The organism is Photorhabdus viridis (genome assembly GCF_040256935.1).
Taxonomy (GTDB): domain Bacteria; phylum Pseudomonadota; class Gammaproteobacteria; order Enterobacterales; family Enterobacteriaceae; genus Photorhabdus; species Photorhabdus viridis.
Genome location: NZ_JBEJZY010000023.1, coordinates 1 through 15,201 on the forward strand (window position 1 = coordinate 1; position 15,201 = coordinate 15,201).

Here is a 15,201-nt window from a genome sequence, read left to right on the forward strand (position 1 = left end):
GCGCTAACATCGGGAAAGTGCCCGTCGGGGCGAGTTGATATGTTCTTTAACAGGGCGGGAAAAAGTGGCGAAGAAAAAGGCTGCTAAATCAGGGGGAAAGGTCCGCTCAACGGTATGATGGCGTCGGGATAGTGCCTAAGATCCTATTGGATTAGCAGGGGGATTAAACTTATATACTTACGCGCCTAACCCAATGAGTTGGATCGACCCGCTTGGGCTTGCAAAGTTATTCGAATTGGGAACATATGGTGAATTGAATGGACCAACTCACGTTGGTGATAAATTGCAAGCGCATGAATTGTTAAGACATGAATATTTACGTGAGCAGGGACTTGCAGGTAATAGCCGATTATCAGGAAATCCATCTATTGCTTTAGATTTAGATCACCACACTCGTGGCCCACAAAAAGATACACGTGGTGTTGGTAGTGCACATTGGCATGAGAATCAAATTAGGGCAAGTCAAGACCTCGGGAAAAATGAGTTTGCATCAACACCGAAGAGAGAACTAGATATAACCTCTGGTGGGTTAAGAAAATCTGGTGTTCCTGCTAGCAGAGTAAAACAGTTAAGAAACCAAGCTAGAAAATTCTTTAACGGGTTATCAAACAAGGCTAAAAATGCTGGTACTTGTAAATAGGAGAAATGTTGCATGTATAGTCTTACGCGAATTGTTGTAGAAGAAACTTCGAATAATGACTCTGGTTTTATTCTTGGTGGGAAAAGAGGATATGTATCACAGTGGCCTGTAAACCCAGATGGTGAAAAACTACTTCATCTTTTTTCTATAAATTGCGAGAAGTTATCTTCTAGAATCTCTCAAGGAGTATTGCCAACATCTGGATATTTATCTGTTTTTTCAACTTATTCTGATGATGATTACTTCCTTGATAACATAACCTATTTTGGTGATGAGCAAGAACTAAAGCTTATTCAGTCAGGATTTACGTTCGTTTCATATTCTTTAACCAATGATTCAGTGGAAAACAACGATAAATTCATACCAGAAAGAAGTGTTAATTTTTTAGATATGGAAATGGGTGACGATGAATATCCAATGATTTCGCTATTTTCAAATAATGTGCCAAATGGATTAGATGATATTGGTGACATCGGAAATAGCTATCACTTTGTATGTCAGATATATTCGGCAGATTTCCCTAAACCTTTTCAAGATGCATTAGGGTTATCTGATGCTATTGGTTATTTGTTTATTAAAAGTACAGAAAATGGAATAGAAGGTATCTTCTTTGTACAAACGGCATAATTTTTTTGAAATAACCGTTTAGACAAATGAGTGAAAATAATCCACTCAGTGTTTATAAAAAAGAAAGCCGGAAGATATACGTATTCTTCCGGCTTTCTTGTTCTTACCGTGGCTAATACCCGTATATATCAGCGTACTTTATAATCGCCTATCAGTTCTCGCATTCTCAGCTTAATTTCACTAAGCTGGTCTTGCTGGCGCTGGTACTGCTGATGCTGTTGTTGCGGGGCTTCACTGTCAGGAATGAGCACCAGACAGCCGCCCAACTTTTTGGGATCACTTCACCGGCGGCTTTACCTGCGGGCCTCGCCAGCCCGCATCAGCGGCGCAGGCAAGCTGCCCCGGCGCTGACATCGGGGAAAAAGCGAGCTAAAATCAGCAAAGTGCTCGTCGGGTCCAGTTGGCATGCTCTTTAACAGGATGGGAAAAGCCGGCGAAGAAAAAGGCTGCTAAATCAGGGGGAAAGGTCCGCTCAACTGTATGATGGCGTCGGGATAGTGCCTAAGACCCCATTGGATTAGCAGGTGGATTAAACTTATATACTTACGCGCCTAACCCAATGAGTTGGATCGATCCGTGGGGATTAACTGGAAAACCACTAAATTCTCCTGATATCGCTAAGTGGGGTAATAAAGGTGGTATAGTCTGGCAAGAAATAGATACCCAAACTTGGGTTTATAAAGATGCCTCGGGTAATGTTGTTCGTTATCCTAATGGTTACCCTGACTTCTCTCCATATGAAAGACAGCGTGTAGATGTGCCTGATCTGAAAGGAAATCACCATAAATATGGGGATGGTGATTTTGCAAAAGCTGACAAGTTAGCGCCGAAAGGAAAAGCCGATTATGGTTCAAATACTTGGCACCATCATGAAAATGGAAAAACAATGCAAGAAGTGCCTAGGAAAGTACACGGCACCTTTACTCACCGTGGTGGCGCATCAACGCTAAGAAAAAAATGTTGAAGAATAGTATTGGAGTAAATTTATGCCAATAAATCATGGTATTAATATAGATGACAGTGAAATTTTATCTATTGAGCAGCATTATTCAATAACTCTTCCTGAAAGTTACCGTGCTTTCTTGAAGAAATATAACGGATTTTATGTTGAAGATCCGGATGCGTGTAATCTTACATATCACGGCGTTGATGATGGTGAAATCGCTTTTGATTCTTTGTTTGGTATCAATATAGAAAATGAAAATTTCAACTTAATTGAAGTGAATAATGATTATTTGGATGAATTATCATTCATAAAAAATTCTTTGATCATTGGTACAGATCCAGGCGGTAATTTTTATATATTAGTAACTGAAGGAAAGAATGAAGGTGTCTATTATTGGGATAGAACTCACTTACATGTTGAAGATGATATGCAAGATATTGCTTTTCATGAAGTAGATGAATGTGGAAACCTTTATAAAATATTTCACTCTTTCGAAGAATTTTTTAAACAGATACTTTCGCAAACTGAATATAAAGGCATGAAGCTAATTCAAGGTTTATAGAATATAAGGAGGCAGCCGTTGTTAACGGCTGTTTGAAAAATATGACTAAACGAATTGTCTGGAAAGAAAACCATTTGGTAAATATTAAACTCCGGGATAACTTATATACTATTGGACAAATGTTGAACCGCCCAGAAATGAGGTTTATGATATTTGCAATACGGATGGTGTATGGAAGAATATTAACTTAAATCAGGTGCCTATTTTATTCCGGGTTTTTGTCGCTAGTCAGGTGGTTTTGCCTAACTTAGCAATTGAGAAAATTAAAGACAAATCGGTTATTCCTAATATTCAATCCTATAATAATTACTGGATAAAACCTTATTCTTCATTCAATGGCGATCATTATCCGGGGGATAAAAATTCTTTTTTATTTATGGGAGGTAAACTGATTGATATCGGCCCTGAGGGTAATATAGGGACCACGCTAGCGCCAGTATTAAAGGAAGACTTAACGTTACCAAAAGATCGGGAAATTATTGAAAAATACGAGCTGACCAATATGTGGGGATATGAATCGCTAAGAGAACGTCTGTGTCGCTATTTTGATACCGGTATTAACCGTGATGACCTGAAATTCGAGGTGTTTCCGGGACTGTGGGATGATAGAGAGCAATTAAGGCCTTTGACCAGTCGTTTACCGGTACCGCTACGATAATATAAAAAACCGCAAGATCTCTGCGATCTCCCGGCCTGACTGATGATCTACCGTGGCGTATAGCCACGGTAAGCCAGCCCTGACTGGAGCTTACAGATAGCATCTTTGATCTGATACGCCTCCTCATCATTCACCGCACAGGCGCATATCTCCGCCCAGTTGGGCAAAAACCAGCGCTTCAATGTGAGTCAACTGAAGTAATAAAAACATGAGATTATATTAAAACATTTAACAGAGTTAACCGCATAGCGAAAAAATAACAATAGCGTTTAGCAGGATTAAAAATGATTAAAGAAATGGACTTTGATTTTAATATCATTAATATACCTATTATCCCCTTTAGTTTTAAGCGTAAAAACTATTAGATTTACAAAAATGGCTCAATGAAAATCATTCATTAAATAAATTTTTAATTAAAAAATAAGAAAACTTTCAAAATGAGAATCGCTTTACTCGATATCACCTTTTTAACAGTATTCATTTTATCTTTTTACCTGCATTTCCCTTTAACGGCCTATTAATATCCATGTTTAATTTTTTTATCAGCAATGCTACCCTCCACTTATTTTAAATTTATTTAACGATTTAAAAGCACAAAAACAGAGATATTAAAGCTTTTATATAAAAGACGGATTTAACTATAAGTGCAGTTTTTTAAAAAGACGTTAATAAAATTTAACCGAAGCCAATTAACCATTAACCGAAAAATTGAAAAGAAATCAGCGAAAAAATAATATTATCCGAAAAAACATAAAAGGATATTTTTATACCATCTAGCTATTTACGGATTGATTCATAAAGATAAAAGAAAGGAGGGTAATTTATGAAAACTATTTAAAATTGCCAGTAAAACAGTATCAATAAAGATAAAAAGCAAGTATGACTAACGCTGGTTAAATGTAAAACACAATATGCCTGATGATTAAATCTAATAGAAATTAGGAATTAAAATTAGTAAAAACAACAGGTAAAACCTTATTATGCCGATTAAAAACAGAGGTTAAAAAAATGGCTTTTAACAACAGTTTAAAACTTATCTATCATAGAGTTATACAATGAAAAATAAGAAATAAAAATTGGTTTTATTAATGATTATATGTTCAGAAAAAAGTAAATAAGAATATTAATAGATTAATCAGACAATCTATTGTCCAAAAGAAACCAATTTTAATAACGTTTTCAACCGGTGAATAAACTTTTTCATAAACAGATTAAACCATCAATCATGAAAAATCGGAGTAACAAATGTTCGCTTATTACCATCAGTCTAGTATTTTTCCCGAAAGCCTTCGGCGATTTTTTCCAGTTCGTTCATTAAATTGATATCCCTGTCCGTCTCAGCTACATCATTGGGTTTGTTGTGATTCCAGTGTTTGATAATCGCGATTAACAGATAGGTGTTGACGTCGAAAAAACCAAGGCAATAAACCAAAACATAACCACTGGTTCGTTTAAATTGCACCAACTTGAGTGGAAATCCTTTGTCTTTAAAATGCAGGTGCTGCAATTCAAGGTAAGATCGGTCATATGTAAATCGGTAGGGAACGTCTCGACCAAAGGTGACGGGTAAGCCTTTTCCCTCTTTATAGGCCCGAAAGTCATCAACCAGCGCTTTGGTTCTCTGTTTGCCTAAAGCCTCTTTCAAAACACGGTGCGTGAATATTCTTATCACCGCTGAGTTTCCTTTTAATTGTTTAGTCACTTTTCCGTTATTTTCTTTATTTCATTTTCACCTTGGTGAAAATGATCTACTAGTGATTAAGGGCGCTGTTCATTACCAGAAGATCACTAAAGAGCGGTCGTATCCTTTCTTCAGAGAGATATGCCCATATCTTACGACCATTCTTCGTAGTCCCCAGACATCCCCTCTTTGATTTTTGCAGCCATCTTAGTGGCTATTTTATTCATATTTAGCCCTTCTCCGGTGAAATTAGCTGGGATGTTTTTTAATTCTGTACTTCCCCGTTGCGCATATTCACAAAACGCGCTCATTTCCTCAAAAAGCGCAGCAGGAACAGCGTAGAATTGGATCTGATTGTTAGATGAAACAGCAATAGCATCTCCCTGGGCTTCTGCCAGTGCTGCTTTGGGATTGGATTTAAACTTACTGATAGCTGTTGTGTAGCCACACATAACTTTCTGCAACATGATAAACCTCCGTTTGGAAAAGTTATACAATAGATTAAATATAGGGCTAAGTATAGCGCTATATTTAATCTGAAACCAATATCTTGTAGGCTGTTGATCGGCCTAATCTTTAGCTGATTAGCAGTATATTTGTGGCCCCATAGTTAAAGAGTCTCAAGAAACCGACTTTAAATATCCGTTTAACTGTTATAACCTTTCTGGTTGATTAATCTGACAGACTTTTACCATTGTTGATGTAATAAAACATGATTAAAGCACCAGAGAAAACGAATCAGCCGATAATACGCTATATAAAGTTTCCGATAAAAGAAATTTCAAATGGGTTGGTCAGTAGTCTGAGTTCCCTCAAAAAGAGGGAACTATCAGGTGGGAAATCAGAACTTTTGGGAGATACTGAATTTAATGTTACGTCCAACCCCAGAAACAGATTCACTAAGATATGGGTAATAATCACGATTAAACAGGTTATTTACTGTTATACGAGCTTCAAGACCTTGCTGGAAATCAGGTTGCCAACTGGCGAATAAACCGTGCAGAACGTAACCTTGGCTTTTAGGTATTGACCAGAGTATTGCCATTGGGTCGCCATCTTTAGGCGATCGATCTTGCTTACGGACAAAATCGCCAGTCCATCCCGTAGATATCTGCCATTGAGGGATTTTTATGCCTAACATGGCGCGGGCAGTGGTGGGTGGAGTTTCCGCAATCCAGGTTTTATTACCCCAAGGATCGCGTGGTGAAGCATCTCTCTGACCACGGATAGTTGAATAAGAAAGTTTTCCAAACAGGTAATTGCTGTCGTAGAAAGTCTCAATTTCCAGCCCCTGAATGGTGTATCCCGGTAAATTACGGTAGTTGGATAAAGGCTTTTCGCAATCCGGTGATTTACATATGACTCCACGACGGACAAATATTTCATCCTTGCCTCTATTACGGAATAAAGTTGTACGGATTTGCAAACTATCTTGGTCTGCCAGCAGATTATTGAAATTCAGAATCGCACCGAAGCGTAAACCGGTCATTTTTTCTACATCCAAATTACGGCTGGTGGCCGTGACACTCGCTTGTGCATATTGCATTTCGTACTGTTCATCCACGAGTGGCGCACGCCATGTCCGGCTAATATCCGAAAATAGCGACAGGTTTTGTGTTGCTTTCCACGTGATACCCAAATGGGGAGACCAGCCAGTATAGGTGACGCTGCTGTAATCATGGCCTACATTTGGAGAACTATCATTGTAGATTGCCGCGATATTGGGTTTGCCGGTATTGGTGATATGGTCATAGCGAACACCGGGGGTCACAGTAACGCTGCCGATAACCATTTCATCCTGCAAATAGAAACTATTCGTTTTTTGCTCTCCTGAAGGCATGTAGGTTGGTTGAAAATAGCCATAGTTGTATTCAGGTCTTTTGTCTTTGCTTTTATCATGCATAAGGGTATTACGTTGATTTTTATGCCAACGAGTTCCAACAAGTAATGTGTGTTCTATGCGCCCGGTTATAAATGCACTTTTGTTATTTATATCTACTAAGTTATCTACATAGTCGATCCAGCTTTCATTTCCTAATGAACCAATAAAACCGTTGTGGGCTTTTTCAGAGCGTTTATCATGCTGTTCTGTTTTCGAATAGGCATAGGTTGCTGTTAGGTTAAGTAACGGATTGTCTTCCGGTGCGATATTCCACTTGGCGGTGTAGTTTTGATCCGTTTGATCACGATAAACTAACTTACGGCGCCAGGCTTCATTCCAACCATATTTTTTAACCTCGTATTCTGACGGAACGACTATTCCATCGCTTTTTGCTGCCCATGGTTGCCAGCCAGCAGAATCAGAATGCATCGCGGAAAGTGTCAATGTGTGAGTATCATTCAGGTAAAAATGAGTTTTCAGTAAGTAGGATGCTTGATCACTTTTAGAGAAAGCAAAACGGGTGCCATCTGGCCGTTTAATATTGCCGCCATCCCGTTTACTCATATATAACAAGCCGTCGGCAAAGCCTTCTGTTGTCCGGCCATAGATTGCGCTGCTATAAATATTTTGGCGGTCATTGGTGTGATAACTGTATTTCAGTAATCCACCAAAATCTTCTCCTGGCTGTAATAGATCATTTGCATCTTTAGTGACAATTTTAACTGTTCCGCCAAATCCGCCATTACCATCAAGCAGGTTATGCGGGCCTTTATCGACATCGACCTGTTTGATTAATTCCGGCTCAATAAAGATAGATCCCTGGAGATATTTTTCGAAGCCTTTTGGTGCATCATCCAATGTGATTTTGATGTCTTCTGTATCACCCATTCCCCAGATGTTCAGGGTTTGGCCTCCTGGGCGGGGCGAGCCTGACATCGAAACGCCAGGAAGTTGATTGAGTAATTCGGCGATATTGTCTGCTTGGGTACGCTCAATATCTGATTTTCTTAATACAGAACTTCCTGCGCTGACGCTATTGTTTAATTCTCCAATAACGGAAAGCGCGGGCAGGGCAATCACTTTCTCCGATTTTTCTAACTTTTCTGCGGCCTGTTGTGTTTCATTCTCCTGTGCTGTCAGATAACCGGGCAGACCCGCACTTAGGACAATCATGCTTGATAAAGCGTAACGAACAGTGCGATTAATTTGCTGTGTTGTTACTGGTACGTATGCTTTTTGTTGTTTTCCGCGATTTTTCATTGCCATAAATACCTTTGGAATGTAGCTAAATAAAAGAACCTGTTTAAACAGGTCACTTGACGAAGGAAATCGGGCAGAAAAAAGTTAATAACGGGATTAACTTTTTTTCTGATGGATCTTAATGATGGAGTACTGTATATTTATACAGTTTGTGATGATCGGTCAAAGCAAAATGCGAAAGATTATTCATGTGGATATGGATTGTTTCTACGCAGCTATTGAAATGCGGGATAATCCGTCACTCCGCCATATTCCGATAGCTGTTGGTGGTAGTGCAGATAAACGAGGTGTTATCTGCACGGCTAATTATCCTGCCCGTCGTTTCGGGGTACATAGTGCAATGTCTACCGCAATGGCGTTGAAATTGTGCCCTCAACTTAAAGTTCTTCCGGGGCGTATGGCTCTGTATAAAGAGGTTTCCCAGCATATTCGTCAGATATTTTCTCACTATACTGAGCGGATAGAACCTCTTTCGTTGGATGAGGCTTATCTGGATGTCACGGATAGTCACCATTGTTATGGATCTGCCACACTTATCGCCCATGAAATCCGTAAATCTATTTTTGATGAACTGCAACTGACGGCATCGGCTGGTATTGCTCCGGTAAAATTTCTGGCAAAAATCGCTTCTGATATTAATAAACCAAATGGGCAATATGTGATTTCACCTGATCAATTGTCTGAGTTTGTTAAAGCTTTACCGCTGAAAAAAATTCCGGGTGTCGGCAAGGTCACTGTGCAACGGCTGGCGGATATGGGGCTGGAAACCTGTGCTGATGTACAAAAATATGATGTGATCGCTCTGGTGAAACGGCTGGGAAAATTTGGTCAGGTACTTTGGGATCGGTGCCACGGTATTGATGAGCGGTTGGTTCGTTCGGATCGTCTACGAAAATCGGTTGGTGTGGAGCGGACACTGGCGAAGGATATTCAACATTGGGAACAGTGCGCTGAACTTATAGAAAGTTTGTATCTGGAGTTGGAAAAACGCTTGAGCATAGTCTGATCATAAGTAAGATATTTGACAGGGAATTGAAAGATAATTATGGGAAAAACTTGGACTAAATGGGAAGTTATGGAGATTCAATTGTAAATCCTTTTCAGTATTTGAAAGGCAGACCGAACGAGAATCATGTTTAGTCTGCCATCTGATTTTACTAAGCTCAATTAGTTTGACCTGCCTATTCAGACTCGTTATCGAATAACTTACCTTGCAGGCGATCCAGTTCCTCCTTTCGAATACGTTTCACTACGCTGTAAATCCATTGAATAGAAACACCAAACTTACGAGCCAGGTCATGATGATTTTTACCGTTAAATTCGTTGAAAATCTCACGATCACGGAGGCTGACTTTCCAAACCATGCCCATAGGAAAATAGACATTCTGACCGCCCCAAACCTGCATCATATGGTTCGCAACAGCTTCACCAATTTGTTCGGCTAACGCAGGCTCAACATGGATTATTTCACTGACCGTGCAAGCTGTATGCTGTGCCAGTTCGACTAGCAACTCAGGACCTTTGCTACGAAAGTTATTCACATCATTCATACTTTTTCCTCGTGACGCGGTTCTGCCACTTCTTCAATTTTTCAATAATGCTGCTGGCTTGGTCTGAATCTAACCACTGTAAACCATCAATATTCGTTTCACGCTTAACCCAGTGAGCTAAGGTTTGTTCAGAACTATTACGAACAATACCTATAGATGCCATTTCCAGCCACAATGCACGTATCTTCTTTGATTGGGGATGTCTATCTAATGGACGTGATTTTTTGGATTTCCTAAAAGATTGAATTTTAAAACCGCGCTTTTTCATAGCTTCCAAAACGCGAGTTAACTGCGGGATATCCATTTCCCGCGTAGAGGCTTTTCCGGTTTCTGCAAGTAACATCTGGCGATACGTATCCTCGTCTAGTTTTAGATCACTACGTGCAATATGAAAGTAAGCTGAATAAGTTTCTGTTTTGCCATCTTATTCATCCTCTGCTATGTACTCTTGAATTAAGTAAACCAGAATAGCCAGCATTAACTTGATACTACTGAGCTTGGCTTTTCGGTATAAGGCCGTTTTATCCATGAGTGGTCTCCAGTGGTTGTAAATCCCATGTTGATACAGATACACCGTATTGCTGACTGCAATGTGGACAAACCAAGATTAAATTAACAACCCACTCACCAAATTCAGGAGTCTGAATAACCTTGGCTTGTTTTAGATTCATTTTTTCAACAGGTTGTTTGCAGTGATTACATGTTATTTTCATAAGTATGTTCCTTACTTAATTTTCTGTTCAAATGGATAATTGAAAAATCTTCTTTACCTGAATTAATTGATATTTCATTAATATCTTTTACAACAGTTTTATTTACAGAATGACGGGGTGTAAGAAGCCGCAGTAGTTTTAAACATAACTTTTATTTCTACCATATTTAATTATCTGTTACTTAATGAATGTATTTATTAATACCAATATATTTTCTTCTTTTCCTCAACAAAGAAACTTTTTTTCAAGTAGATCGACAATGAAATTCCGAACTTAATGTTTCTAAGACTTCCATTTCTTTGATTATGGTATGTTCCGCCCTTGTTGTAACCAACTTGAAATTAATAAAATCAGAAATTAGTCGAATCCGCCTTGAATATTTAACTTGTGATAAGGCAGTTTTAATATGAATATTTTCAATATTAATTGCTAAATAGAACTTTTTATCATAATGATATTTTTAGCTAATACTGCGAATAATATTAGCATCAACCATAGGTATCTCATTAATTGCAGCCATGTTCATAGCTGCAATAATCAAGTTTCCGATAGCTAATGGATATAATAAACTAACAGTTTCTTTACCACTATGCCGACTAAGACATAAACGGTCACGGATAGCACCAATAGCGCTATTATCTAAGATCTTGTTAATCTTTATGCCTACGCGACTAAATTTAAAATTCAGAAATGTTTCCAGATAATCATTAAGAGGAAACAAATTAACAACTTCACAACGTTGCACTACTTCACGAACCTCTTGATTACGTTCAGATAGCTTCAATTCCAGCTCAGATTGACCAATCAAAATGATCGATAACAGTTTTTTAAATCCATCTTCCAGCTCAAAGAATCGTTTAAGGTGTTTTAATGTTGGTAAAGGCAACGAGTGTGCTTCTTCTATTATTAACACATGTTGATAGCCAGCCCGTGAACTGTCTTTCAATATCTTGTGCAACTGGCGGAAGCGTGCTTCAGGCGATCGTTTCAAGTTTTCCAATGGCGCTAAGGTATTCACAATAGCTTCAGCAATGTTTGATGCTTTCAAGGTCTTACCTTTTACATCATTGTCTTCCATTGCTAATACATAGGGTTCAATAACAATAACGGGGGTATTTTCCCTGTTAATACGATCAATAAGATCACGACGCAGTGTCGTTTTACCTGAACCCGATTCCCCTGATACTGCCAGAAAACCACCATAGCGGGCTGTTTGATACATGGCTTCTCGTACATAACGGCTATCTGGAGTCACAAAAACATCTTCAGCACTTTGAATTGCACTATCTTCAAATGGATTACGAAATAAACCAAAGTGCTTTTTCGTAGCTGGAAATAACACTTGTTTTTTTAGTAACATGTTTTCCTCCTCAGAAATGAGGGTTGTATTTTTATTATCGATATAGATATCTGATTTATTGGTTGTTTGTACCACCTCAAAACTTTTTGCGGTATCGATACCTCTTTTTGCCAAGAAATCAGTAATACGCTGACGAATTGCATCTGCGTTCTGTCGTGGCCATATATTGTGATTAACAATTTGAGCCAACGCCGCCGCTGAAATTCCTGCCGCACTTGCTGCTGCACTTTGTGTTAACTGATGTATCTGTAACTGCTGTTTAAACACCAGCATAATAATCCCCCGTTAAGCGGCTATTTTTATTTCTGCATATGCCATTGATAATAAGAGATAGCAACATCATTCCCTGGCAAAATATCCTTTATATTTCTTACGTTATGATGAGTTTCACGAAAACAAACTGGATCACTTTTATAAATAAACCTCAGTTGTATTTTGAGTTGTCAGTGAAAGCAGTGGATCATGAATTTTAATTGCCATTTTTCTTTTCCTTAATATACACCATGAAAAATTAATTACCGTTAACAATATTGCATACAACAGTTGTTGATTTCCCTATGAATTCATCAACCAACTCATCAATTTGATCTGTTGGAACACCATTAGGAAAGCGTTTAACTATTTGCTGATAAAATTCACCACGCCATGTCTTACCATGTAATTGAAACCGTTCACGTAAAATTTTGACAACATCAACGGGGTTCATAAGCTGTTCAATTCGTGGACTATGTACCGTAGAGGCTTGTCCACGTTTTGGCATATACGTTGGTGCATCATTACGTTCAATATCCAAATATGGATCAAACCGACCATTGAGGGGAAGTGTTTTCAATTTACGTGCTATTTCAGTTTCAGCCGTGTTGTTTGTCCCCATGATTTTCTGTTCAACTTCGGCTAAATTACGTTGTGCAATTGTTTGAGGAATGGCTTGGAATTCACTACCAATTACAGGTGCGCCGATGGCAAAGCCGTACTCATCTTTAGTGACTTCATTAACAAGATGGAAAGCCTCAAAGCCATCTTCACCAGTAATGACTACCTGTGCCTCTTCGTCACGCCACGGATTGCGGGTGATCATGATAGAATCACCAACACTCACGCTAGGAACAGTACTGACGTCATACTCACGTCCCCTGAAAGATACTCGCAAGGTTGCCTGTACTTTACGGCTTTCTGGGGTGCTAATTGCCAATTCACGACAAATGTTAATGGCAGGTGCTTTGACTAACTGTTCTGCTGTGATTTTTAGCCAGCAATCTGTACGGGTTTGTCCATATCGGCTATGTATTGCACTGCGGTTAAACTTCATACGCCATAGCCGTGCCAGGCGGTTAAGTTCATCAATATCATCAACCTGTCGAAAGCGTAAACCGGATTCGAAATTGCGTTCGATGATGTCACGTGCTTTTTCAACAGACCCCGTAGCACGGGCGTTACGGGCCTTGTGTTGTATCATTTGAATGCCTAGGGTCTTACACAAGTTACGTAGTGTAGGTGCTGTCAAAGCAGAACCGGGGTCAGTAAATAAAATTTGGGGTACACCGTGTAATACATCTGCGTCACCACGATCTTGCATTGCGTTAATCAACACAGAAGTAAAATTCTGACTGGTTTCACCGCCAAATAAGTATTCAACATATATCCAGCCACTTGTGTGATCTGTTAATTCAAACGACCAGACGCGATCATTAATGATACGAGCCAGATTTTTCGGCTTATTTTTATTAAATTCAGCCACAGGCATCATGCGTAATCCACTATCAACCCCATTGTTTTTATTAGGGTTTTTTAGGTAATACAACACACAAATTGAGGCGTCTAATTCCCAGACATGATTGGGATGCAGGCTAGCCAATTGTAGGCTGGGCGCAGGCATTTTCAACTGTTCAGGATGAAGTTTGTACTGGCGCAATGCACGACTAATAGCGTCAATGGATAACGAAGAAAATTCACCTGTTTCGGTATCAATATGGCCTGCATTAATCAGGCCATTTGAACGCAGATCATTAACGGCCTGTTCGAGGCTATATAACTGTTTCCCTGTATTACGAGTGGCCTCCATCAATACCCCTGAGATCAAAGTTGCTTCTTCACGTGTCAGCGCGCTATTACCTGCATCAGAACGTTTCTTACGTGGCTTTTTGCCAGAAACTTCACCAAGTTTTTTAATCAATGTTGAACGTGACATACACAGCTCTTCACAAGCCGCCCGATATATTGCTTCTTTACTGCCATGTCCGGCTTTATGTGCTGCCTGTGCAATAGAAACTAATCGTTCGGTCATTGTGGTATTCATGTTATTGCCCTTATTTCTTCAGTTTCTTTTCAAGCATTTTTTTCAATTCAGATTTATTCATGTGCCTCTTCCTTATCCATCCATTCTGGTCGTTCGAATTTTTCCTCTTCTGCTTCCGCACCTTCTTTAGCCCAATCAGGAACAATGCTGTGTTCTCTGTACTCAGGCAGATTAAAGTGATTACGTAGGTTACGAATTTTGACTTCAAGGTCATCGAGTACGCCTGCCATAAACCCAACATGACTAATATCGGTGCGTCTGGTATGGTCATTAAGCGTTTCAAATCCATTGAAAAGATTGGTGATCGCGGCATCAATAGCAAAAGACAATGAATTAACCTCTTGTGTCAAAGCTGCACCTTCTTCTTCCGGTTTTTCATGATTGATTCGGCGCTGAAGTTTGTGCTGGATTTCAGATTTCTCCTCAATCAAACTACTAACAAGTTCCTTTTTTTCTTGTACCGTCTGGCGTGAAATATCCAGATCAGCACGTGTATCACGCAGGGCTTTACGTAGTTCGCGGACAGACATGCGATCAATATCATCTAATGTCAGACCAGCTACAGTACCACCTTCAGCCAATTCAGACAGTTCATCATCGTCTTCAAGCATCAATTCATACAGTTTGGAACGTCCCAAAAGCGAAAACGTTTTCGCTTTTGTTTCTAATCCAGGTGAAAGAAATTTGAGTGCAGCTTGTGCCATTTTTTGGGCAATACGGGGTTCCAGACCGAGTTGATCCTTAACGATGTTAACAAATTCGCCATGAGGTTCATTCTCTTTAAGAATAATGAGACGCTTCCCAGCTTCTAACATCGCTTCAGCACTCTGAGCCATGTAGAAACGGGTTTCATGGACGATGCGATCACGTTCATACGGCAAACCATCACCAAACTGTTCCATGATTTGCAGACGGTGTGTTGTCATAGCGTTGAGATTGACCTGTAGATCGTCGGCAAGTTGAACATCTTCGGCCAGTTTTACTGATGTTGTATTTTTTGAGCGTGCCATTATATAAATCCCCTGT

General features: G+C 39.4%; 15 protein-coding genes and 2 pseudogenes. 6 read left to right on the forward strand and 11 right to left on the reverse strand.

Annotated elements, in window-relative coordinates; genetic code table 11:
- Window positions 1-193: 193 nt before the first annotated feature.
- Both ABR397_RS11365 and ABR397_RS11370 read left to right on the forward strand, forming a co-directional pair.
- Window positions 194-640, forward strand: coding sequence for a hypothetical protein (locus ABR397_RS11365; RefSeq protein WP_350305859.1), 447 nt, complete (start codon window positions 194-196; stop codon window positions 638-640).
- Between the two features lie 12 nt (window positions 641-652).
- Window positions 653-1,267 (forward strand): DUF1963 domain-containing protein, encoded by a 615-nt coding sequence (locus ABR397_RS11370; protein ID WP_350305860.1) that lies wholly within the window; start codon window positions 653-655, stop codon window positions 1,265-1,267.
- Window positions 1,268-1,395: 128 nt separating this feature from the next.
- On the opposite strand, the gene ABR397_RS11375 is transcribed toward ABR397_RS11370, so the two are convergent.
- Complete coding sequence (locus ABR397_RS11375) at window positions 1,396-1,518, reverse strand: hypothetical protein (protein ID WP_350305861.1); 123 nt, start codon at window positions 1,516-1,518, stop codon at window positions 1,396-1,398.
- 308 nt (window positions 1,519-1,826) lie between these two features.
- On the opposite strand from ABR397_RS11375, the gene ABR397_RS11385 reads away from it, so the two are divergent.
- The 3 genes from ABR397_RS11385 (at window position 1,827) to ABR397_RS11395 (ending at window position 3,433) form a co-directional block, all read left to right on the forward strand.
- A complete protein-coding gene (locus tag ABR397_RS11385; RefSeq protein WP_350305910.1) occupies window positions 1,827-2,231 on the forward strand; it encodes an HNH endonuclease in 405 nt (134 codons plus the stop codon).
- Window positions 2,232-2,253: 22 nt separating this feature from the next.
- Window positions 2,254-2,775, forward strand: a complete 522-nt coding sequence (locus ABR397_RS11390; protein WP_350305862.1) for an SMI1/KNR4 family protein — start codon at window positions 2,254-2,256, stop codon at window positions 2,773-2,775.
- Between the two features lie 196 nt (window positions 2,776-2,971).
- Complete coding sequence (locus ABR397_RS11395) at window positions 2,972-3,433, forward strand: hypothetical protein (RefSeq protein WP_350305863.1); 462 nt, start codon at window positions 2,972-2,974, stop codon at window positions 3,431-3,433.
- Between the two features lie 47 nt (window positions 3,434-3,480).
- Here ABR397_RS11395 and ABR397_RS25450 read toward each other — a convergent pair whose 3' ends face one another.
- The 4 genes from ABR397_RS25450 to ABR397_RS11410 all read right to left on the reverse strand — a co-directional run bounded on the left by ABR397_RS25450 (window position 3,481) and on the right by ABR397_RS11410 (window position 8,256).
- Window positions 3,481-3,600, reverse strand: a complete 120-nt coding sequence (locus ABR397_RS25450) for a DUF7706 family protein (RefSeq protein ID WP_455430660.1) — start codon at window positions 3,598-3,600, stop codon at window positions 3,481-3,483.
- 1,100 nt (window positions 3,601-4,700) lie between these two features.
- Window positions 4,701-5,105: a type II toxin-antitoxin system YafO family toxin gene (locus ABR397_RS11400; RefSeq protein ID WP_350305864.1), complete on the reverse strand. Its 405-nt coding sequence runs from the start codon at window positions 5,103-5,105 to the stop codon at window positions 4,701-4,703.
- Window positions 5,106-5,266: 161 nt separating this feature from the next.
- On the reverse strand, window positions 5,267-5,581 hold the full coding sequence (locus tag ABR397_RS11405; protein WP_350305865.1) for an antitoxin of toxin-antitoxin stability system: 315 nt from the start codon (window positions 5,579-5,581) through the stop codon (window positions 5,267-5,269).
- A 374-nt stretch (window positions 5,582-5,955) separates the two neighbouring features.
- Window positions 5,956-8,256, reverse strand: a complete 2,301-nt coding sequence (locus ABR397_RS11410; protein ID WP_350305866.1) for a TonB-dependent hemoglobin/transferrin/lactoferrin family receptor — start codon at window positions 8,254-8,256, stop codon at window positions 5,956-5,958.
- 172 nt (window positions 8,257-8,428) lie between these two features.
- Between ABR397_RS11410 and dinB the strand changes: the two are divergent.
- Window positions 8,429-9,259, forward strand: a pseudogene (gene dinB / locus ABR397_RS11415) (DNA polymerase IV); the annotation flags it as partial.
- Window positions 9,260-9,437: 178 nt separating this feature from the next.
- Here the strand turns inward: dinB and ABR397_RS11420 are convergent.
- From ABR397_RS11420 to ABR397_RS11445, 6 genes and pseudogenes are all read right to left on the reverse strand, one after another.
- Entirely contained in the window at window positions 9,438-9,806 is a 369-nt protein-coding gene (locus ABR397_RS11420; RefSeq protein ID WP_036843675.1) for a Mor transcription activator family protein, read from the reverse strand.
- Window positions 9,799-10,229 (reverse strand): annotated as a pseudogene (locus tag ABR397_RS11425) (gp16 family protein). The gene ABR397_RS11420 and the pseudogene ABR397_RS11425 overlap by 8 nt, the downstream one beginning before the upstream one ends.
- Window positions 10,230-10,327: 98 nt before the next feature.
- Complete coding sequence (locus ABR397_RS11430; protein ID WP_350305867.1) at window positions 10,328-10,519, reverse strand: hypothetical protein; 192 nt, start codon at window positions 10,517-10,519, stop codon at window positions 10,328-10,330.
- Between the two features lie 460 nt (window positions 10,520-10,979).
- On the reverse strand, window positions 10,980-12,152 hold the full coding sequence (locus ABR397_RS11435; RefSeq protein ID WP_350305868.1) for an ExeA family protein: 1,173 nt from the start codon (window positions 12,150-12,152) through the stop codon (window positions 10,980-10,982).
- Between the two features lie 238 nt (window positions 12,153-12,390).
- Entirely contained in the window at window positions 12,391-14,175 is a 1,785-nt protein-coding gene (locus ABR397_RS11440) for an integrase (protein WP_350305869.1), read from the reverse strand.
- Window positions 14,176-14,228: 53 nt separating this feature from the next.
- A complete protein-coding gene (locus ABR397_RS11445; RefSeq protein WP_350305870.1) occupies window positions 14,229-15,185 on the reverse strand; it encodes a DUF3102 domain-containing protein in 957 nt (318 codons plus the stop codon).
- Window positions 15,186-15,201: the final 16 nt, after the last annotated feature.